Source organism: Xanthomonas sp. NCPPB 3200, assembly GCF_056393585.1.
The window spans coordinates 3,237,598-3,258,720 of record NZ_CM150785.1 but is presented as its reverse complement, the minus strand read 5'-3'; the positions used below and the strand labels follow the sequence as shown (position 1 = coordinate 3,258,720).

Genomic DNA, 21,123 nt, shown 5'->3' with positions numbered 1-21,123 from the left:
CGATTCTCGAATCCCGAATCCCGAATCCCGAATCCAGCCACCACGCCATAACATCCACTCGCCTATCGTGGCCGCTCCTTTCATCGCAGGAGATCGCAATGGGTATTTCGCGTCACGCCACCGCTCACTGGGAAGGCGACCTCAAGACCGGCAAGGGCCAGCTCAGCACGCCGCAAAGCGGGCTGATGGACAAGACCCGCTACGCCTTCAGCAGCCGCTTCGGCGACGAGAAGGGCACCAACCCGGAAGAGCTGATCGCCGCCGCGCATGCCGGCTGCTTCACCATGGCACTGTCGGCACAGCTGAGCGAAGCCGGTTTTCCGCCGACCTCGCTGGATACGCGCGCAGACGTGGATCTGTCGATGGAAGGCGGCCCGCAGCTGTCGCAGATCCGTCTCAAGCTCAAGGCCGTGGTGCCGGGGATCGACGAAGCCAAGTTCCGCGAACTGGCCGACACCGCGAAGAAGAACTGCCCGGTGTCCAAGGCGCTGAGCGCTGTGCCGATCAGTCTGGAAAGCGAGTTTTCCAACCAGGCGTGATTCCCTGCGTGCGCCGGCGATGGCTGCCGGCGCACGCAGCTGGCGGCGACCTGAATAGGGCGTTGCAAGGGCGGTTTGGTTCAGGGCGGTTTCACTGGCGCAGGCCGAGCATCGGCAGCGTGTCCTCCCTGTGAAGCTGCCGCAATGAAAACTCTTGTGCTTGGTGCTCTGGTGATGGGTCTGGCAGTTGCAGGCAATGCAACGGCGCAGCGCTATGACAGCGGCTACTACGGACGTGGCAGCGATGAGGATGGTCGCTACGAATATGCGCGGGTAGTGCGCGTGGACCCGATCATCGTGACCGATTCGTATAACGAGCGCAGCAGCGAGCGCTGCTACAACCGCCCGGCCGATGGCTACTACACCCGCGACGACGGCTACTACCGCGATGGCGGCAGCTATGGCCAGGCTGGTGTGTCCAACCGTGGCGTGGCCAGCGTGATCGGTGGTATCGCCGGTGCGGTGCTTGGTAGCCAGGTCGGTGGCGGCAATGGCCGCCTGGTCGGCACCGCGGTCGGCACCATGGCCGGCGTCGCGGCGGGCCGCTCGATCTACGAAGCCAATAATCGCAACTATCAGGGCAACGTCAGCGTCTGCGAGCCGGTGTCATACCGGCGCGAACGCGATCGGGTCGATGGCTACGACGTGACCTACGAATACGCGGGCCGCACCTATCACACGCGTAGCGACTACAACCCGGGCGACCGCATCCGCGTGCGCGTGGACGTGCGCCCAGACTGACCGCCGCGCTGCCGCACGCTGCGGTCAGGCGATCGACATCGGCCGGTTGAATGAAAAAACGCTGCGGGTGACCGCAGCGTTTCTTGTTTCCGCGCAGGCACTCTTCAGCCTGCGGGATCAGGCGCGATCACGCCCAATCCAGCGTGCCGCGGATCACCGTCTGCACCTGGCCGCCAGACCACACATCGCCATTGGCATCGATGCGCAATTCCAGCAAGGCGTCGAAGCCGATCTCGCGGCCCTGGCTGACCACGTAGCGACGTTCCTTGCCCGGCAATGCCTGGCGGCTGTCCAGCCAGGCGGCGAGCACTGCATTGGCCGCGCCGGAGGCGGCATCTTCGAAGCGCCGGCCATTGCCGACGAAGGCGCGTACCGCCAGATCGTAGGCGCCGGGCGCTGCGGCGCGGGCATAGGCGAACACGCCCATGCTGCCGGTGGATTCGGCCAGCGCGGCGATCGCGCCCCAGTCCGGCTGCAGGCCGCGCAGCGCCGCTTCGCTGGCCAGCTCCACCACCCACCAGGTGCGGCCGCCGTCCATCAAGGCGGGCGGCAGGCTGCCGAGTGGCCAGCCGCGCACCGCATCGCGCAGGCGCGGGTCGTCGGCCTCCACCTGCTCGGCCACGCGCGCACGTGGGGTGCGGATGGCGATGCTGCGGTGGCCTGCGATCTGCTCCACGCGCAGCGGCAGCTGGCCTGCGATGCCGTCCTGGATCAGCACGCCGTCGTCCGGTGCGGCCAGGCCGGCTTCCAGCACCGCGTGGGCGGTGCCGACGCTGGGGTGGCCGGCAAACGGCACTTCCTTTTGCGGGGAAAACATCCGCAGCCGATAGCTGCTGTGCGCATCCGGCGCCGCAAACACGAAGGTGGTTTCCGGCAGCTTGGTCCAGCGTGCGATGGCCTGCATCGCGGCATCGTCCAGGCCTTGGGCATCCAGCACCACCGCCAGCGGGTTGCCGCTGCCGGGGCGGGCGGAGAACACATCCAGTTGCAGGAAACGGCGAGTGGTCATGGTGGCGGGTCCGCGAACAGGGCGCGGCAGCTTACCAATCGATGCGGCCTTCGATCACTTGCCTGGTCGTTCCGCCGATCCAGACTTCGCCTTCGTGATCCACCTCCACGTGCACACGGCCGTCGCGGCCGACTTCGCGCCCCTGGCTGGCGACATAGCGCGACGCCTGACCGGGCACGCGGCCTTCGCCGTGCAGGCGCGCGGCAATGCAGGCGTTGGCGCTGCCGGTGACCGGATCTTCCGGGATGCCGTCGCCGGGGCAGAAGGCGCGCACCACCAGGTCCGCATCGCCATTGGCCTGCGGGGCGTAGATGGCCAGGCCGGTGGCTGCGCTGGCCTGGGTCAGGCGGCTGATCGCCGCCAGATCGGGCAGCGCCTGGCGTACCGCCTGCGCGTCGGCCAGTTCCAGCAGCCACCAGCCGGGGCCGTTGTTCCACAGTGCGGCCGGGCGTTCGGCCATGCGCAGGCCGGCGCAGGCCTCGTGCAATGCCGCAAAATGTGCATCGCCGGTTTCGACTGCTTGCGCACGCGGTGCCCGCAGCCGCACCAGCAGGGCGCCATGCCGGTCGATCACCTCTACGGGCAGCACGCCGGCAGCGCACTGCTGGCGCATCCGGCCGTCGGGCTTGAACGCCACCAGCCCGTGCGTCGTCGCCGCCCACGCCGCACCCACGCTGGGGTGGCCGGCGAACGGCAGCTCGGCACGTGGCGTGAAGATGCGGATGTGGTAGTCCGCATCGGGCGCGCTGACCGGCAGGAAAAAGATCGTCTCCGACAGGTTCAGCCAGGCGGCCATCTGCTGCATCTGCTCCGACGACAACGTCTGCGCGTTGAGGACCACGCCCAACGGATTGCCGTGGCCGTCCTGGCCGCCGAACACATCCAGTTGCAGGTAGCGGTGCTTGCTCATGGGGCATGGATCTCGGTCGATGGAAGGCGCGTCGATGGTTGCAGCGCAAACCGTTGCGGTGATGGCCGTGGCCGCCGGCAGGCTGTGACCGTACACGGGGTCATGCGGGCGACATTGGCAGTAGAATCGGAGGTTCCGCCCGGCGTACCGGGCGTCTTCCCCCTCATCCTAAACGCCTATCTCCATGTCAGCTCCCCACTCTACCGATCGTTGGATCGTCCTCAAGTTCGGCGGCACCTCGGTGTCGCGTCGTCATCGCTGGGACACGATTGGAAAACTGGCGAGCAAACGGGCCAACGAGACCGGCGGCCGCGTGCTGGTGGTGGTGTCCGCACTGTCGGGCGTGACCAACGAACTCACCGCGATTGCCGATGGCGCCGCCGACAGCGCGCAGCGCGTGGCGGCGCTGGAGCAGCGTCATCGCGAGTTCCTGGCCGAGCTGGAACTGGATGCCGATGCAGTGCTGGGCGAGCGCCTTGCCGCGCTGCATGCATTGATCGGCGACGCGCGCGCGGCAACCCGCACGCTGGACTGGCAGGCCGAGGTGCTGGGGCAGGGCGAGTTGCTGTCTTCCACCATCGGTGCGGCGTATCTGCATGCCAGCGGCCTGGACATGGGCTGGCTGGATGCGCGCCAGTGGCTGTCGGCGCTGCCGCCGCAGCCCAATCAGAGCGAATGGTCCAAGCGTCTGTCGGTGTCCTGCCAGTGGCAGTCCGACGCCGACTGGCGCGCGCGTTTCGCTGCGCAGCCCACGCGCCTGTTGATCACCCAGGGCTTCATTTCGCGGCACGCCGATGGCGGCACCGCGATCCTGGGGCGGGGCGGTTCGGATACCTCGGCGGCGTATTTCGGTGCGCTGCTCGGCGCCAGCCGGGTGGAAATCTGGACCGATGTGCCCGGCATGTTCAGCGCCAACCCGAAGGACGTGCCGGACGCGCGGCTGCTGACCCGCCTGGACTATTACGAGGCGCAGGAAATCGCCACCACCGGTGCCAAGGTGCTGCATCCGCGGTCGATCAAGCCATGCCGTGATTCCGGCGTGCCGATGGCGATCCTGGATACCGAGCGCCCCGATCTGCCCGGCACCAGCATCGACGGCAATGCCGAGCCGGTGCCGGGCGTCAAGGCGATCAGCCGGCGCAACGGCATCGTGCTGGTGTCGATGGAAGGCATCGGCATGTGGCAGCAGGTGGGCTTCCTGGCCGATGTATTTACCCTGTTCAAGAAACATGGCCTGTCGGTGGACCTGATCGGTTCGGCCGAGACCAATGTCACCGTGTCGCTGGACCCGTCCGAGAACCTGGTCAACACCGATGTGCTGGCGGCGTTGTCGGCCGATCTGTCGCAGATCTGCAAGGTCAAGATCATCGTGCCGTGTGCGGCGATCACCCTGGTCGGGCGCGGCATGCGCTCGCTGCTGCACAAGCTCTCCGACGTGTGGGCCACGTTCGGGCAGGAGCGCGTGCACATGATCTCGCAGTCGTCCAACGACTTGAATCTGACCTTCGTCATCGACGAAGCCGATGCCGATGGTCTGCTGCCGATCCTGCATGCGGAACTGATCGACAGCGGTGCGATGCCGGTGAGCGAAGGCGAGGTGTTCGGGCCGCGCTGGCGCGAGATCATCGGCTCGGTGCGCCCGCGGCCCACGCCGTGGTGGCATGCCGAGCGCGCGCACCTGCTGACACTGTCCAAGGCCGGCACGCCGCGTTACGTCTATCACCTGCCCACGGTGCGTGCGCGGGCGCAGGCGCTGGCGCAGATTGCGGCGGTGGATCAGCGCTATTACGCGATCAAGGCCAATGCGCATCCGGCGATCCTGATGGCGTTGGAACAGGCCGGGTTCGGGCTGGAATGCGTTTCGCACGGCGAGCTGCGCCGCGTGTTCGATACCTTGCCCGAGCTGTCGCCGCGACGCGTGCTGTTCACCCCGAGTTTCGCGCCCAAGGCGGAATACGAAGCCGGATTTGCGCTGGGCGTGACCGTCACCGTCGACAACGTCGAAGCATTGCGGCGCTGGCCGGAGGTGTTCCGTGGCCGCAACGTGTGGCTGCGCATCGACCTGGGGCATGGCGACGGCCATCACGAGAAGGTCAACACCGGCGGCAAGGCGTCCAAGTTCGGCTTGTCGTCCACGCGCGTGGATGAGTTCGTGGAGGTGGCGCGCACGCTGGAGGTCACCATCACCGGTGTGCATGCGCACCTGGGCAGTGGCGTGGAGACCGGCGAACACTGGCGGATGATGTACGACGAACTGGCCGGCTTCGCGCGCCGCATCGGCACGGTGGAGACCATCGATATCGGTGGCGGCCTGCCGATTCCGTACAGCGCCGAGGACGAGCCGTTCGATCTGGAGCTGTGGGCCAAGGGCCTGGCCGAGGTCAAGGCGGTGCATCCGGGCTATCGGCTGGCGATCGAGCCGGGCCGTTACCTGGTGGCCGAAGCCGGCGTGCTGCTGGCGCAGGTGACCCAGGTGATCGAGAAGGACGGCGTGCAGCGCGTGGGCCTGGATGCAGGCATGAACACGCTGATCCGCCCCGCGCTGTACGACGCCTGGCACGACATCGAAAACCTCAGCCAGCTCGATGCGCCGGCCGATGGCAGCTTCGATATCGTCGGGCCGATCTGCGAATCCTCCGATGTGTTCGGCAAGCGCCGTCGTCTGCCTGCCGCCACCGCGCCGGGTGATGTGATGCTGCTGGCCGATGCCGGTGCCTACGGTTACTCGATGGCCAGCACTTACAACCAGCGTGAATTGCCGCGCGAAGAGGTGATCGATGCGCCCGCAGGCTGAGTTCATTGCACTCAGTACGCTGGCCGGTGGTGCTGCGATCGTGTTCGCCACCGCGCTGCAGCAACTGAGCCTGGGCATGCCGTGGAGCGACACCTTCAAATGGGCGCTGCCCGCGCTGGTCGCCGCCGGTATCGGCGCATGGTTGGCCGGGCGTTGGCAACGTCGGCGCGACGCGCGGGATCCCACGCGTCGCAGTGGCGGGATGGCGGTGCGCACGGTGCTGTTGAGCGCGCTGAGTTATGTGCCGGTGGTGGCGCTGTATCTCGCCATCGCCTTCGCGGTGTCCGGCGATGCCACGGCTGCACGTCCGGATGTGCTGTTGCTGGCGGTGCTGTTCGGTTGCATGCCGCTGCTGTGGGCTGCGGTGCCGTTTTCCATGATTGAATATGTCCTGTGCCGGCGTTATCTGCGTCGCGTACGTGTTCCTGCAGGTAGTCCATGAGCGCTTTCGACAAACACCAGATTTCCACCTTCCGTTTCGTGCGTTGCGCACTCGACGCGCAGACCGGCGTGGCGACGCTGGTGTATGCCTTCGATCAGGGGCCGGAACTTGTGGAAACCGTTGCCGTGCCCGGCGCGCCATTCGTGCTGGACGGCGCGCGTGCCGCCGCCGTGCAGCGGGCCTTGCAGTTGCTGCACCTCATCGCGGGCGTGAGTTACTACAAGGCCGCAGTGCCGCCGACCATTGCCATCGACAGCTACGGCATCGATGCCGATACCGCTGCGCTGGTGGAAAGCGTCTACCTGCACGGCCTGGGCGAGTTCGCCTATCGCAATGGCTTGAACCTGCACGGCAAGATCCACTTGCCGGTGGCTGCACCGGCTGCCGGCGATGCGCCGGCGCTGGGCCTGCGCGAGCACGCCCTGGTTGCGATCGGTGGCGGCAAGGATTCGCTGGTCAGCATCGAAGCGCTGCGGCATGCCGGCATCGACCAGACCGTCAGCTGGATCGGCGGCTCGCAGCTGATCCGGGCCTGCGCCGAGCGCACCGGTCTGCCGGTGCTCAATATCGGCCGCGTGCTGGCGCCGGAATTGTTCGAGCTCAATCGCCAGGGCGCCTGGAACGGGCATATCCCGGTCACTGCGGTGAACTCGGCCATCCTGGTGTTGTCGGCCTTGCTCAACGGCGTGGACCAGGTGGTGTTTTCCAACGAGCGTTCGGCCAGTTACGGCAGCCAGATTCCCGGCACCGGCGAGGTCAATCACCAGTGGTCCAAGGGCTGGGCGTTCGAGCAGGCGTTCGGCGATTACGTGCAGCGGCATGTGGCGGCCGACCTGCGCTATTACTCGCTGCTGCGGCCGTTGTCGGAACTGGCGGTGGCGCGTCAGTTCGCCAAGACCGATCACTACGACGCGCATTTTTCCAGCTGCAACCGCAACTTCCACATCATGGGCGAGCGCCCGGTGCATCGCTGGTGCGGGGTTTGCCCGAAGTGCCATTTCGTGTTCCTGGCATTGGCACCGTTCATGCCCAAGACGCGGCTGGTCAAGATCTTCGGGCGCAATCTGCTCGACGATGCAACCCAGGCCGGCGGCTACGATGCGCTGCTGGAATTCCAGGACCACAAGCCGTTCGAATGCGTCGGCGAAGGGCGCGAATCGCGCGCGGCAATGGCGGTGCTGGCCAGTCGTGCCGAATGGAAGGAAGACGCGCTGGTGCTGCGTTTCATCCGCGAGATCCAGCCGCAGCTGGACCAGCAGGCGCTGCAGCTGGAGCCGTTGCTGGCGATCGACGGCGAACACCGGATTCCGTCGGCGCTGTGGGAGCGCGTGCGTGCGAATTTCGCAGCTTGAGGGCAAGGCGGTTGCGTTATGGGGCTGGGGGCGCGAGGGACGCGCCGCGTACCGCGCACTGCGCGCCGCGTTGCCCACGCAAACGCTGACGGTGTTCTGCAACGCCGACGAAGCGCGCGAGCTCGAGACGCTGGCCGATGCTGCGTTGCATGTGGAAACCGACGCCAGCGCGCGGGCGCTGGGCCGGTTCGATGTGGTGGTGAAATCGCCCGGCATCAGCCCGTATCGTCCCGAGGCGCACACCGCCGCAACCGAGCACGGCACGCAATTCATCGGCGGCACCGCGTTGTGGTTTGCCGAGCATGCGCAGCCTGACGGCTATGTGCCTGGCGCCATCTGCGTCACCGGCACCAAGGGCAAGAGCACCACCACCGCGCTGCTGGCGCATCTGCTGCGCGCGGCCGGCCATCGCACCGCCCTGGTCGGCAATATCGGCCAACCCTTGCTGGAAGTGCTGGCGCCGCAACCGCCGCCGGGCTATTGGGCGATCGAGTTGTCCAGCTATCAGACCGGCGAAGTGGGGCGCAGCGGCGCGCGTCCGGAATTGGCGCTGGTGCTGAACCTGTTTCCCGAGCATCTGGACTGGCATGGCGACGAGGCGCGCTACGTGCGCGACAAGCTGGCGCTGGTCACCGAAGGCCGCCCGCGCATTGCCTTGCTCAATGCCGCCGATCCGCATCTGACCCAGTTGCAGTTGCCCGACAGCGAGGTGCGTTGGTTCAACCATCCCGATGGCTGGCATCTGCGCGGCGATGTGGTGTATCGCGGCGAGCAGCCGGTGTTCGACACCGCCAACGTGCCGCTGCCCGGCGAACACAATCGGCGCAACCTGTGCGCGGTGCTGGCAGCGCTGGAAGCCCTGGGGCTGGACGCGGCGGCGCTGGCGCCGGCCGCAGCGAGCTTCCGCCCGTTGCCGAACCGCCTGCAGTTGCTCGGCAGCGTGGACGGTATCAGCTACGTCAACGACTCCATCAGTACCACCCCGCATGCTTCACTGGCAGCGCTGGCATGCTTTGCGCAACGCCGTGTGGCCTTGCTGGTCGGTGGCCACGATCGCGGGCTGGACTGGCAGGATTTTGCCGCGCAGATGGCGCAGCAGGCGCCGCTGGAAATCGTCACCATGGGCGCGAACGGGCCGCGGATCCATGCGTTGCTGGCGCCGCTGGCCGCGAGCGGTCGCTTCGGCCTGCATGCTGCCGACGACCTGGAGCACGCGATGCGGCTGGCGCGCCAGGCGCTGGGCGAGCAGGGCGGCGTGGTGCTGCTGTCGCCGGGTGCGCCCAGCTTCGGCGCGTATAGCGACTACGTTGCGCGCGGCCGCCATTTTGCGCAGCTGGCCGGGTTCGATCCGGCGGCGATCAGCGCGATTCCCGGCTTGGGCGTGCAGTAGCGCTGCGTTGCTCGCCCCGGGTTTTTCGACAGCTTTGGCAGAACGCCGATGCAATCGGTCCGTCGGCGACCACGATGACCTGGCCTGCACGGCGGCAGCGCCTACACTCGCCGGACCTTCCCGGGAGCAGGCACATGCACAAGCAATGGAGATGGCGTGGCGTTGGGTTGTTCGGTGTCTTGGCGTCGCTGGCGTTGCCCGCCGCCGCAGCGATGCAGGCCAAACCGCTGGAATGGACGATCGGCAAGGACACCTTCAGCGGCGTGCTGGTCTACGACGACGCCGGTGCCGCCAAGCGCCCAGGGCTGGTGATGGTGCCAAACTGGCGCGGGGTCAACGATTCGGCGGTCACCAAGGCCAAGCAAGTGGCCGGCGACGACTACGTGGTGCTGGTTGCCGACGTCTACGGCAAAGGCAAGCGTCCGGCCAACGACAGCGAGGCCGGGCAGTTTGCCGGTGCCCTGAAGAAGGACCCGCCGACGCTGCGCGCCCGCGCGCTGAAGGCGGTGGATGTGCTCAAGGCGCAGGCCGGCAAGGCGCCGCTGGATGCATCGCGCATCGGTGCGGTGGGATTCTGCTTCGGCGGCACCACGGTGCTGGAGCTGGTGCGCGCCGGTGCGCAGCTGGCCGGTGTGGTCAGCCTGCACGGTGGCATCGCCACGCCCAGCCCGGCGACGGCCGGTTCGGCCAGGACGCCGCTGCTGGTGCTCAATGGCGCCGACGACAAGAGCGTGAGCAAGGCGGACATCGCCGCCTTCGAAACCGAGATGAATGCGGCCGGCGCGGACTGGCAGTTCGTCAATTTCAGCGGCGCAGTGCATTGCTTTGCCGAAGCCGATGCCAACAGCCCGCCAGGCTGCCTGTACAACCCGCGTGCGGCGAAACGTGCCTACCGCATGCTCGGCGATTTCTTCGACGAACGCTTTGGCGATTGACGAGGTGGCCAGAGGCGGCTGACCGCCGCACTGGCGGTCGTCGGGTATGGCGGATGGCGCGCAGACATGCGGTGCGGGAGTGGGGTGCCGATCCCGGACATGGATCGGATGGCGCACGCAGCATCGGTGTGTGACGCGTTCAGAGGCCGTGTGACAAGGCGCCGCAACCCTGGCATGGGTTGCGGCAGCGTTTCCGCCGGAAAGGCGAGGGTGACCGTCGGCTGTCAGCCCGTTCAGTGAGCGCGGCAGGCGAACCTGCCGCCACCCGGCTCAATGCGTGCGTTGCACCGCATACCGCGCCAGGCCGCGCAATGCGGCAACTGCGGGGCTGGGCGGCAACGTGTACAGCGCCTGTTCGGCAGCGGCGGCATATTCGGCGGCACGCTGGCGGCTGTAATCCAGGCCGCCGGTGGCATGAATCGCCGCCAGCACTTCGGGCATTGCGCTCGCATCGCCTTGTTCGACGATCTGGCGCAGGCGCTCCCGGGTGCCCGCATCCGAGTGCGCCATGGCGTGGATCAGCGGCAGGGTCGCCTTGCCTTCGGCCAGGTCGTCGCCCAGGTTCTTGCCCAGGTCCGCGGCGTCGGCAGCGTAGTCGAGCACGTCATCGGCAATCTGGAAGGCAAAGCCCAACTGCATGCCGTAGTCGTACAGGCGCTGCTGCACCTGCGCATCCGCGCCCGAGGCCAGCGCGCCCAGGCGGGTGCCGGCGGCAAACAGCACCGCGGTCTTGCGCTCGATCACGCGCAGGTAGGCGGCTTCGTCGGTGTCGGGGTTGTGCACGTGTAGCAGCTGCAGCACCTCGCCCTCGGCGATGCGGTTGGTGGTGTCGGCCAGGATCTGCATGACTTCCATGCGATCCAGCTCCACCATCAGCTGGAAGCTGCGCGAATACAGGAAATCGCCGACCAGCACGCTGGGCGCATTGCCCCATAGCGCATTGGCGGTGCTGCGCCCGCGGCGCAGGTCCGATTCGTCCACCACGTCGTCGTGCAGCAGGGTGGAGGTGTGGATGAACTCGATGATCGCCGCCAGTTGATGGTGCTCCGGGCCGGAGCCGCCAGCGGCGTGGCCGGCCAGCATCACCAGCATCGGACGCAGGCGTTTGCCGCCGGCGGAGATGATGTGATCGGCGATCTGGTTGATCAGCACGACATCCGAGGCCAGACGGCGGCGGATCAGCGCGTCGACCGCGGCCATGTCGGGCGCGGCGAGGGACTGGATCTGGGGCAGGCCCAGGACGGTGGGGAGGTCTTCGGCGATGGTCATGCGCAGGCGTTCGTGATGTGCGCCGATTATAGGTGTCTGGGCCAGATCCGTCCCGCTGGCCGTGTCCGACGGCCTCCAGCGTGGCCGCAAACCCTTGCAGCGCCAGCGTCGGGCCTGTCCGGTAGCGTCCGGATTCCGACCTGCCGGCGCGGCATTTCCCGGCCCGGCGCTGCGGCGATCCGCCGGGACCGTGGCCGGCAGGTGCGGTAACATTGGCACCAAGACATTCACCGCCGCGCCCATTGGCGCCGGCGCACCATCTCGGAAGCATCTATGGCCCGCGGCATCAACAAAGTCATCCTCGTCGGCAACCTCGGCAACGATCCCGACACCAAGTACACCCAGGCCGGCATGGCGATCACGCGCGTGAGTCTGGCCACCACCAGCATGCGCAAGGACCGCGATGGCAACAACCAGGAGCGCACCGAGTGGCACCGCGTGGTGTTCTTCGGCAAGCTGGGCGAGATCGCTGGCGAGTACCTGCGCAAGGGCTCGCAGGTGTACGTCGAAGGCGAACTGCGCTACGACAAGTACACCGGCCAGGACGGCGTGGAGAAGTACAGCACCGACATCGTCGCCAATGAGATGCAGATGCTCGGCGGCCGTGGCGAAGGCGGCGGTGGTGGCGGCATGGGCGGCGATCGCCCGCAGCGCAGCCAGGCGCCGCGCCAGCAGCAAGGCGGTGGCGGTGGTGGTCAGGGTGGCGGTCAGGATTACGCCCCGCGTCGTCAGCAGCCGGCCCAGCAGCAGTCGGCACCGCCGATGGACGATTTTGCCGACGACGATATCCCGTTCTGATCGGTAGCCAAGCCTGGTTGTCATTCAAAAGGCCCGCATTGCGCGGGCCTTTTGCTTGCTCTGCACTGGTGATATCGACGCGGGCCGTGCTGTTCCGATCCGAAGCGCCCTGGACGCGCAGGTTGCCTGACCAGTACGACGGCGCCACTGACCTGTCCACCAAGCGTGGCTAACAGCACCTCGCGCGCAATCGCCAGGTGGCTGAGAACGCCGCACACCCAACACCCATGGAATGTCTGCCTGACACATGCCGATTCCGGACATGGGCCGCGCCCACCTGACGTTACGGGCAGTTCTTACTGCCAGTTGCGCTACGCCGACGTCCGGTCGCGGCCGTTTTGCTTGGCGCGATACAAGGCCGAGTCGGCGTCGTGCACGAAGGCATCCGGGGTGCGTGGCGTTTCGCCCGGTTCGAACGTCGCTACGCCGACGCTGACGGTGACGTGTGCACTGGTCGGGCTGGACAGGTGCATCAGCCCGAGCCCGGCGACGGCGCTGCGGATTGCGTCGGCCAGCCGTAGTGCGCCGGCGGCATCTGTCTGCGGCAGGATCATGCCGAACTCTTCGCCGCCGTAGCGCGCGGCAATGTCTTCGCTGCGCCGTGAGCAACCGGCAATCGCGCCTGCGACCAGGCACAGGCAGGCGTCACCGTTGACGTGGCCATAGGTGTCGTTGTAGAGCTTGAAATGATCGACATCGATCATCAGCACCGACAGCGGCGCCTGTCGATGCACAGCCTGCTGCAAGGCACGCGAGAGCCGGTGGTCGAACGCACGGCGGTTGGCAATGCCGGTGAGTGCATCTATCCAGGCTTCGGAGCTGAGCTTGTCCTCGTTGCGATGCATGCGGCGCAACTGCAGATCCAGCCAGATACCGACGCCCAGCAGCAACGCGCATCCCAGGGTGGCGATCACGATCCGCTGGCGCACGGACTGCCGCCAGTTGGCCAACGCGTCATCGACGGCGACCCCGGTCAATACGGTCAATGGATAGGCCTGCGCTGGCGCAAAGCTGGAAATGCGCTCCACGCCGTCGATCGGCGAACGATAGGTGGCAGTGCCGTGCCTGCGCGCGCGCATGGTGACGTAGATCGAGGTGCCTGCGATCGAGGTGCCGATCACGCCCGGTTTGTCGGGCCGGCGCACCAGCACGATGCCGTCGTCATTGGTCATGCCGATGGTGCCGTTCGGGCCGACCTCGAAGGTGCTGTAGTAGTTCTGGAAATACTTCAGTTGCAGCGTGACCAGGACCACGCCGGCAAATTCGCCGCGGGGGGTATTGAGGCGCCGGCTCAAGGTGAGCACCCAACTGCCATCGGAGCGACTCTGCACCGGCGGCCCGACCAGCGACAAGGCGTCGCGATGGTCGCGGTGATATTTGAAATAGGCGCGATCGGCGTTGTTGTGCTTCCTGGGCGTGCTGTCCAGTGACGAACTCACCCAGTCGCCGTCGGCTGCATAGATGAAGATGCCATGCAGCCGGTCCGAACGACGCGCTTCATGCACCAGGAAGTCATGCATGACCGGTCCCGCACTGGCCGAGCCCTGGTCGTGTTCCACCCGCGACACCAGTCCGGACAGCACGGCATCGGCGATCGTCAGGGTGTCGCTGGCATGCTGCGCCAGCGAATTGGCGAGGTTCAACGATTGCGCTTCGGCGGTACGCAGCGCACTCGTGCGCTCGTCGTGGATGGACCAGTATTCCGAACCAAGCAGCAGCAGGCACGAAATGCTCAGCACAAAGTGCAACGCGATGCGTTGTGCTCGTTGCCGTCGCCGCTTGCCGGGTGATGTCACGTGAGTTACCTGTTTGGACATCAGGGTGTTGCAACCGCTGTGCCAGCTTAGCCGTGGGCGCCGTGTGGAATCGTTTGCATCATGTGGCGCAATGCCGATCTGTGATTGATGCCTCATGCGTTGTACGGCAGCTCACCCGGCGTGCGACTGCGCTGCTGTCCAGCCTGCTGTCGTTGCGCGCTCGATGCTGCGACGAAATCGCGAGCCCAGAACAGATTCCAAAGCCAGCTCGACTGCATGCGGATAACGCCCGGCGTGTTATCCCGAAGATCGATCACAGCAAGGAGCGCCCCATGCGCGCGATTCGTTTAGCTCAGCCTGCAGGCCTGAATGCATTACATGGTGTTGCCCTGCCCGACCCCGGGCAGCCGGCACGCGGTCAGATCAGGGTGCGGCTGCATGCAAGCTCGTTGAATTTCCATGACCTTGGCGTGGTGTCAGGGCAGATGCCGACCGCTGACGGCCGTATCCCGATGTCCGACGGTGCCGGCGTGGTCGAGGCCGTCGGGCCTGAGGTGGATGAATTCGCCGTTGGCGATCATGTGGTGTCCACCTTCTTCCCCGAGTGGCTGGATGGCGAGCCGCTGCATGCCGGCTTTGCCACCACGCCCGGCGATGGCGTCGATGGCTATGCACGCTCTGCGGTGGTGGCCGCCGCCCATGCGTTCACACACGCCCCGGCCGGCTACAGCCATGCCGAAGCGGCGACCCTGACCACGGCCGGCGTCACCGCATGGCGCGCCCTGGTGGTCAACGGCGGACTCAAGGCCGGCGACAGCGTGTTGGTGCTCGGCACCGGCGGCGTATCGATCTTTGCATTGCAGTTCGCCAAGGCGATGGGTGCCACCGTCATCGCGACATCGTCGTCCGACGAGAAACTGGCAAAGGCGCGCGCGCTGGGCGCAGACCATGTCATCAATTATCGACAGCATGCCGAGTGGTCGGCGCAGGTGCTGGAGATCACCAATGGCCGTGGCGTGGATCACGTGGTCGAGGTCGGTGGGCCGGGCACGTTGGCGCAATCGATCCGCGCTGCGCGGGTTGGCGGACATATCGCCTTGATCGGCGTATTGACCGGTGCCGCGGGCCCGGTGCCGACCGCGGAAATGATGGGCCGGCAGCAGCGCCTGCAGGGGCTGGTGGTCGGCAGTCGCACGCATCAACAGCAGCTGGTGCGTGCACTGGATGCCTTGCCGCTGCGGCCGGTGATCGATCGCGCCTTCGCACTCGACGATATCGCCGACGCCTTCGCGCTGCAGCAGGAAGGCGGCCATCTGGGCAAGATCGTGCTGGAATTCTAGAAGCGGTTGAAAACGTGCCGCGTTTGCCGTCAGGCGGGCGCGGCCGCTGCGTGGGATCGGCAGGTGTCACTCGCGCACGCTGCAACTCCGCGCTATCCACACTCGGCTGACGGCCGATCGCCACGCGCTGGCGGTCGCTCAAGAGTGGTCGTTCGCATCCGGATGTTCTCGATACAGCGCATCCGGATTCGGAAGACAAGCACCGCGTGGTGGAGACGGAAGCAAGTGCGCTGACGCAGATGACATCGTCGTTGTCAGCACCTGTAAAGGTCTCGAACCATTCAAGAACCTGGGGCGCGCTGCAAAACGCGAGCTGCCAGCAGCACACACGATCGTTGTGCAGCGAGTAGGCAACCCATTCCAACAATGATGAGCGCGTTTCATAGGCGCATGCAGTCCATGCCGTCAATGCCCGCCTGCAGCGCCTCTAGAATCGGGCCATACCGCCGATTCGCGCCCGCACACACTCGCCGCATGCTCACGCGATTGTGACCGGCCGCGCTGCACATTATTTAAGAACTGTATAAGCCAGCATTGTTGGAGATGCCAGCCATGAGAGATATCAAGATGACCCGTCGCGAGGTACTGATCGCTGGCACGGCGTCGGCAGCCAGCGTTGCCGCAACCCAGTCGATGGCCGCCACTGCAGCCAATGCGATGTCGCAGCGGCAGGCAGTCGAGCCTGCCAACGCATCGAGCCAGGTCGCGTTCGAAGTCAACGGCAAGCCGGTGACGCTGACCCTGGACAATCGCACCACCTTGCTGGATGCCCTGCGCGAACACCTGCATCTGACCGGCACCAAGAAGGGCTGCGACCATGGCCAATGCGGCGCCTGCACCGTGATCGTCGATGGGCAGCGGATGAATTCCTGCCTGTCGCTGGCGGTGATGCATCAGGGCGGCAAGATCACCACCATCGAAGGCCTGGGTACGCCGGACAAGCTGCATCCGATGCAGGCGGCCTTCGTCAAGCACGATGGATACCAGTGCGGCTACTGCACGCCCGGGCAGATCTGTTCGGCGGTGGCGGTGCTGGACGAAGTCAAGCGCGGCATCCCCAGCCATGTCACCGACGATCTGACTGCCAAGACCAGGCTCACCACGCCGGAATTGCAGGAGCGCATGAGCGGCAACATCTGCCGCTGCGGTGCGTATTCCAACATCGTCGATGCGATCAATGATGTTGCGGGAGAGCGCGCATGAAGGCGTTTAGCTACGAGCGTGCGACTTCGCCCGCCGACGCTGCGGCCAAGGCGGCACGCCAGCCGGGTGCCAAGTTCATCGCTGGCGGTACAAACCTGCTCGATCTGATGAAACTGCAGATCGAGACGCCCTCGCACCTGATCGATGTCAACGGGTTGAGCCTGGATACCATCGAGGAAACACCCGATGGCGGCCTGCGCATTGGCGCCCTGGTGCGCAATACCGATCTGGCAGCCGATGCCCGTGTGCGTCGCGATTACGCCGTGCTGTCGCGCGCATTGCTGGCAGGTGCGTCGGGGCAACTGCGCAACCGCGCCACCACCGCAGGCAATCTGCTGCAACGTACGCGTTGCCCGTATTTCTACGACACCAACCAGCCATGCAACAAGCGTCTGCCGGGCAGCGGTTGCGCGGCGATCGGTGGCTTCAACCGGCAGCTGGCGGTGATCGGCGTGAGCGAGGAGTGCATCGCCACCCATCCCAGCGACATGGCCATTGCCATGCGCGTGCTGGATGCGGTGGTCGAAACGGTGCGTCCGGATGGACAGACGCGTGCGCTGCCGTTGTCCGAGTTCTACCGTGCGCCTGGCAAGACGCCGCACCTGGAAACGGTGCTGGAACGCGGCGAATTGATTACCGCGGTGAGCCTGCCCAAGCCGCTCGGCGGCACGCATGTCTACCGCAAGGTGCGCGATCGCGCTTCCTACGCATTCGCCCTGGTGTCGGTTGCGGCGGTCGTGCAACGCGACGGCAGCGTGCGGGTCGGCGTCGGCGGTGTCGCCCACAAGCCGTGGCGCAGCGAGGCGGCCGAAGCACAGTCGCGCCAGGGCGCACGTGCGATTGCCTCCGTGCTGCTCGACGGCGCACAACCCACCGAACACAACGCCTTCAAGCTGCCGCTGGTTGAGCGCACCTTGACCGCGATCCTGGCCGACACGAGGGCCTGATATGAAATTCGACACTCCCGCCAGTACCAATCCCATCGACCAGCTCAAGGTGGTCGGCAAGCCGGTCGATCGTATCGACGGTCCGCTCAAGACCACCGGGCAGGCGCCATATGCGTACGAGCATCACGATCTGCCTGGCCGTGCCGCCTATGGCCATATCGTTGGCGCCGGCATCTCCAAGGGCAGCATTCGCAGCATCGATCTGAGCGCCGCGCGCAATGCGCCGGGCGTGCTCGGCATCGTGACTGCGCAAAACGCAGGCAAGTTGCAGAAAGGCAAGTACAACACGGCCAAACTGCTTGGCGGCCCGGAGATCCAGCATTACCACCAGGCCATTGCGGTGGTGGTGGCCGAAACCTTCGAGCAGGCACGTGCCGCAGGCCAGTTGATCAAGGTCGACTACGGTCGTCACGTCGGCGCCTACGATCTGGAAAAAGCCCGCGATGGCGCCAAGGTCACCAAGGAGGGCGGGGCGCCGAACAGTGCGGTCGGCAATTTCGATAGCGCCTTTGTGGCAGCGCCGGTGCAGCTGGATGCCGAGTACACCACGCCAGATCATTCGCACGCGATGATGGAGCCGCACGCATCGATCGCCATGTGGGAAGGCGACAAGCTGAGCGTGTGGACCTCCAACCAGATGATCGACTGGAGCGCGGGCGATCTGGCCAAGACGCTGGGGATCCCGCGCGAAAACGTGCGTCTGATGTCGCCGTACATCGGTGGCGGCTTCGGCGGCAAATTGTTCCTGCGTGCCGATGCGGTGCTCGCCTCGCTGGCCGCGCGCCAGGTCGGACGCCCGGTCAAGGTGATGCTGCCGCGGCCGCTGATCTTCAATAACACCACGCACCGCCCGGCCACCGTGCAGCGCATTCGTATCGGTGCGCAGCGCGATGGCAAGATCACCGCGATCGCGCACGAGAGCTGGTCCGGCGACCTGCCCGAGGGCGGCCCGGAAATCGCGGCCGCGCAGACCCAGCTGCTGTACGCGGGTGCCAATCGGCTGATTTCCACGCGCCTGGCGGTGCTCGATCTGCCCGAAGGCAACGCGATGCGTGCGCCTGGCGAAGCGCCGGGTCTGATGGCGCTGGAAGTGGCCATGGACGAGATGGCCGAGAAACTGGACATGGATCCGGTCAAGTTCCGTATCGTCAACGATACCCAGGTGGATCCGGAAAACCCGCAGCGTCCGTTCTCGCAGCGTCAGTTGGTCAAGTGCCTGGAAGACGGCGCAAAGCGTTTCGACTGGTCCAAGCGCAAGGCCAAGCCGGCCAGCAACCGCGATGGGCGTTGGTTGGTCGGCATGGGCGTGGCGGCCGCGTTCCGCAACGCGCCGGTGATGACCTCCGGTGCACGCATGCGGCTGGAGCAGGGCGGCCGGGTGGTAGTGGAAACCGACATGACCGATATCGGTACCGGCTCCTACACCATCATTGCGCAGACCGCTGCGGAGATGATGGGCGTGCCGCTGGATTGGGTGGACGTGCGCCTGGGCGATTCCAGCTTTCCCGCCTCGGCCGGTTCCGGTGGACAGTGGGGTGCGAACAGTTCAACAGCCGGTGTGTATGCCGCGGCAGTGAAACTGCGCGAAGCCGTCGCCAAGCAGCTGGGGCTGGACCCGGCCAAGGCCGAATTCGCCGACAGCCATGTGCGTGCCGGCGGCAAGCGCATCGCGCTGGGTGATGCGGCGGCCAATGGCGCGTTGGTAGTGGAGGACAAGATCGAGTTCGGCGAGCTGTCCAAGACACATCAGCTGTCCACCTTCGGCGCGCACTTTGTCGAAGTCGGCGTGGATGTCGCCACCGCCGAGGTGCGCATCCGCCGCATGCTCGCGGTGTGCGCGGCCGGACGCATCCTCAACCCCAAGTCTGCGCGCAGCCAGGTCATCGGTGGCATGACCATGGGCGCGGGTGCGGCGCTGATGGAAGAGCTGGCGGTGGACAAGCGGCTGGGCTTCTTCGTCAATCACGACCTGGCCGGTTACGAAGTGCCGGTGCATGCGGACATCCCGCATCAGGAAGTGGTTTTCCTGGAAGAAAGCGACCCGATGTCGTCGCCGATGAAGGCCAAGGGGGTCGGCGAGCTGGGCATCTGCGGCGTGGCAGCGGCGATCGCCAATGCGGTCTACAACGCCACCGGCGTGCGCGTCCGCGATTACCCGGTGACGCTGGACAAGCTGCTGCCGCATCTGCCCGAGTTGCTGCGCGCGTGAGTGCGGTGGTGGCCCCGGTCACGCATGCAGCGCCGGCCGAGCCGGCGTGGCCGGCATGGCCGAGCTATGCCCTGCACGATGACCTGCTGCCCACGCTGACCGCCTGGCATCGGGCGGGGCAGCGCGTGGCCATTGCCACGCTGATCGACGTGCAAGGTTCCTCGCCGCGCCCATTGGGAAGCGAGATGGCCATCAGTGCCGATGGCCGGGTGGCCGGCTACGTCTCCGGCGGCTGCGTGGAAGCGGCAGTGGCGCACGAGGCCAGCGCCGCCTTGCGCGATGGCATGCCGCGCTGGCTGGACTACGGCGAAGGCAGCCAGGTGCTGGACATCCAGCTCAGCTGCGGCGGCCGTATCGGTGTGCTGGTCTGGCCGGTCCAGGACCTGGGCGAGCATCTGGCACGCTGGCGCAATGCGCGCCAGCATCGTCGCCCGTTCCATGTCGCGCTGGATCGGAGCACCGGCGCCGTCCGTTACCCGGTCAGCCCGCAGGACCTGCGTCCCGATGAATTCCTGCGGACGCACCGGCCGCCGCTGCGGCTGGTGTTGGTCGGCGCCGATCCTGCGCTGCTGGTGCTGGTGTCGCTGGCCAGCCAGATGGGTATCGAGGTACGCGTGCTGCGGCCGCATGGTCCCAGCGAACCACCGCCCGGCTTGGCCGCCGACCATTACGATCGACGTGCATTGGGCGACGCGCTGCAGGACCTGCATCTGGATGCGGACACGGCGCTCTACAGCCTCGCACATGACGGCGACAGCGACCTGCAGGTCGCCTGCCGCGGGCTCGCCTCCAGGGCTGCCTGCATCGGCATCCTGGGCAGCCGCCAGAAGCGGGAAGCACGCCTGCAGGCACTGCGTGCGCTCGGCTATGACGATGCCGCGCTGGCCAGATTGCGGTTGCCGGCGGGCTGGCGTATGGGGCGCTCCTCCCCGCATACGATTGCACTGGGCATCATTGCCGAAGCCACCCAGGCGGTCGCCGATGGGCAGGCTGCTGCTGCGTTGGCTGGCTAGGAACGGCCACCAAGACGGCGGCGCTCACCGCCATGCAGAGCGCGGACAGTAATCGTAGGTACCACTCATACTGCGATTGCTTGGCGCCATCCGCATCGGCTTGACGACCGCTCGCTACGTTCCGTTAGCCACTCCGAGCCCTGTCGCTGTGAGAACGGGCAGGGCACTGCAATCGCGCGTTTGCATTAACTTCGATACGAATTTCAATGTGCAGTCGCTAGCAGGGTGGATGCGTGGTTGTCGATGAAGTTTCTGGTGCTGAAAAGTATCCGTCTGGAGGGTAAGTAATTTTTGATATGCCTTTTAAGGCATGCGCTTGTGATCCGCGCTTCTGCCGGTAATTGCGCCATCCAATGCTGGTAATCAGTCGCTGCCGTCGTGATCGCAGCGTTACCGCAGCTCCGCACATTTCTTCGTCATGCTGGTCTTCGTCATGCTGGCGCAGCAGTGCAATGCGCAACGGTCGGGTGGTAGA

At 66.2% G+C, this 21,123-nt stretch carries 17 protein-coding genes; 13 read left to right on the top strand and 4 right to left on the bottom strand.

Annotation, left to right across the window (positions count from 1 at the left end; all coding sequences use genetic code 11):
* Positions 1-98 precede the first annotated feature (98 nt).
* Both AC06DU_RS14175 and AC06DU_RS14170 read left to right on the top strand, forming a co-directional pair.
* Positions 99-539: an OsmC family protein gene (locus tag AC06DU_RS14175; RefSeq protein WP_016902361.1), complete on the top strand. Its 441-nt coding sequence runs from the start codon at positions 99-101 to the stop codon at positions 537-539.
* A gap of 144 nt (positions 540-683) precedes the next feature.
* Complete coding sequence (locus AC06DU_RS14170) at positions 684-1,280, top strand: glycine zipper 2TM domain-containing protein (protein ID WP_478202679.1); 597 nt, start codon at positions 684-686, stop codon at positions 1,278-1,280.
* A gap of 127 nt (positions 1,281-1,407) precedes the next feature.
* Here the strand turns inward: AC06DU_RS14170 and AC06DU_RS14165 are convergent, their stop codons facing one another.
* On the bottom strand, positions 1,408-2,289 hold the full coding sequence (locus AC06DU_RS14165; protein WP_478202678.1) for a PhzF family phenazine biosynthesis protein: 882 nt from the start codon (positions 2,287-2,289) through the stop codon (positions 1,408-1,410).
* A 31-nt stretch (positions 2,290-2,320) separates the two neighbouring features.
* Positions 2,321-3,199, bottom strand: a complete 879-nt coding sequence (locus AC06DU_RS14160; protein WP_478202677.1) for a PhzF family phenazine biosynthesis protein — start codon at positions 3,197-3,199, stop codon at positions 2,321-2,323.
* 184 nt (positions 3,200-3,383) lie between these two features.
* On the opposite strand from AC06DU_RS14160, the gene AC06DU_RS14155 reads away from it, so the two are divergent.
* The 5 genes from AC06DU_RS14155 to AC06DU_RS14135 all read left to right on the top strand — a co-directional run bounded on the left by AC06DU_RS14155 (position 3,384) and on the right by AC06DU_RS14135 (position 10,112).
* Positions 3,384-5,993, top strand: coding sequence for a bifunctional aspartate kinase/diaminopimelate decarboxylase (locus AC06DU_RS14155; protein ID WP_024939384.1), 2,610 nt, complete (start codon positions 3,384-3,386; stop codon positions 5,991-5,993).
* Positions 5,977-6,435: a hypothetical protein gene (locus AC06DU_RS14150; RefSeq protein WP_478202676.1), complete on the top strand. Its 459-nt coding sequence runs from the start codon at positions 5,977-5,979 to the stop codon at positions 6,433-6,435. The genes AC06DU_RS14155 and AC06DU_RS14150 overlap by 17 nt, the downstream gene beginning before the upstream one ends.
* Positions 6,432-7,787 (top strand): UDP-N-acetyl-alpha-D-muramoyl-L-alanyl-L-glutamate epimerase, encoded by a 1,356-nt coding sequence (gene murL / locus AC06DU_RS14145; RefSeq protein ID WP_478202675.1) that lies wholly within the window; start codon positions 6,432-6,434, stop codon positions 7,785-7,787. The genes AC06DU_RS14150 and murL overlap by 4 nt, the downstream gene beginning before the upstream one ends.
* Positions 7,768-9,177 (top strand): UDP-N-acetylmuramoyl-L-alanine--D-glutamate ligase, encoded by a 1,410-nt coding sequence (murD, locus tag AC06DU_RS14140; RefSeq protein WP_102251608.1) that lies wholly within the window; start codon positions 7,768-7,770, stop codon positions 9,175-9,177. Before murL ends, murD begins: the two co-directional genes overlap by 20 nt.
* A 134-nt stretch (positions 9,178-9,311) precedes the next feature.
* Positions 9,312-10,112 (top strand): dienelactone hydrolase family protein, encoded by an 801-nt coding sequence (locus tag AC06DU_RS14135; RefSeq protein ID WP_478202674.1) that lies wholly within the window; start codon positions 9,312-9,314, stop codon positions 10,110-10,112.
* Between the two features lie 270 nt (positions 10,113-10,382).
* Here the strand turns inward: AC06DU_RS14135 and AC06DU_RS14130 are convergent, their stop codons facing one another.
* On the bottom strand, positions 10,383-11,381 hold the full coding sequence (locus AC06DU_RS14130; protein WP_478202673.1) for a polyprenyl synthetase family protein: 999 nt from the start codon (positions 11,379-11,381) through the stop codon (positions 10,383-10,385).
* Positions 11,382-11,654: 273 nt separating this feature from the next.
* Between AC06DU_RS14130 and AC06DU_RS14125 the strand changes: the two genes are divergently transcribed.
* The gene (locus tag AC06DU_RS14125) at positions 11,655-12,179 is read left to right on the top strand and encodes a single-stranded DNA-binding protein (protein ID WP_016902371.1); all 525 of its coding nucleotides are present in this window, start codon (positions 11,655-11,657) and stop codon (positions 12,177-12,179) included.
* 311 nt (positions 12,180-12,490) lie between these two features.
* On the opposite strand, the gene AC06DU_RS14120 is transcribed toward AC06DU_RS14125, so the two are convergent.
* Positions 12,491-13,996: a sensor domain-containing diguanylate cyclase gene (locus tag AC06DU_RS14120; RefSeq protein WP_478202672.1), complete on the bottom strand. Its 1,506-nt coding sequence runs from the start codon at positions 13,994-13,996 to the stop codon at positions 12,491-12,493.
* Positions 13,997-14,268: 272 nt separating this feature from the next.
* Here AC06DU_RS14120 and AC06DU_RS14115 point away from each other — a divergent pair, with 272 nt between their 5' ends.
* The 5 genes from AC06DU_RS14115 to AC06DU_RS14095 all read left to right on the top strand — a co-directional run bounded on the left by AC06DU_RS14115 (position 14,269) and on the right by AC06DU_RS14095 (position 20,648).
* Entirely contained in the window at positions 14,269-15,276 is a 1,008-nt protein-coding gene (locus AC06DU_RS14115) for a zinc-dependent alcohol dehydrogenase family protein (RefSeq protein WP_478202671.1), read from the top strand.
* A 552-nt stretch (positions 15,277-15,828) separates the two neighbouring features.
* Positions 15,829-16,479, top strand: a complete 651-nt coding sequence (gene paoA / locus AC06DU_RS14110; protein ID WP_024939376.1) for an aldehyde dehydrogenase iron-sulfur subunit PaoA — start codon at positions 15,829-15,831, stop codon at positions 16,477-16,479.
* Entirely contained in the window at positions 16,476-17,426 is a 951-nt protein-coding gene (locus tag AC06DU_RS14105) for an FAD binding domain-containing protein (RefSeq protein WP_016904084.1), read from the top strand. Before paoA ends, AC06DU_RS14105 begins: the two co-directional genes overlap by 4 nt.
* Position 17,427: 1 nt before the next feature.
* On the top strand, positions 17,428-19,635 hold the full coding sequence (gene paoC / locus AC06DU_RS14100) for an aldehyde oxidoreductase molybdenum-binding subunit PaoC (RefSeq protein ID WP_046343579.1): 2,208 nt from the start codon (positions 17,428-17,430) through the stop codon (positions 19,633-19,635).
* The gene (locus tag AC06DU_RS14095) at positions 19,632-20,648 is read left to right on the top strand and encodes an XdhC family protein (protein WP_167763943.1); all 1,017 of its coding nucleotides are present in this window, start codon (positions 19,632-19,634) and stop codon (positions 20,646-20,648) included. The genes paoC and AC06DU_RS14095 overlap by 4 nt, the downstream gene beginning before the upstream one ends.
* Positions 20,649-21,123 lie beyond the last annotated feature (475 nt).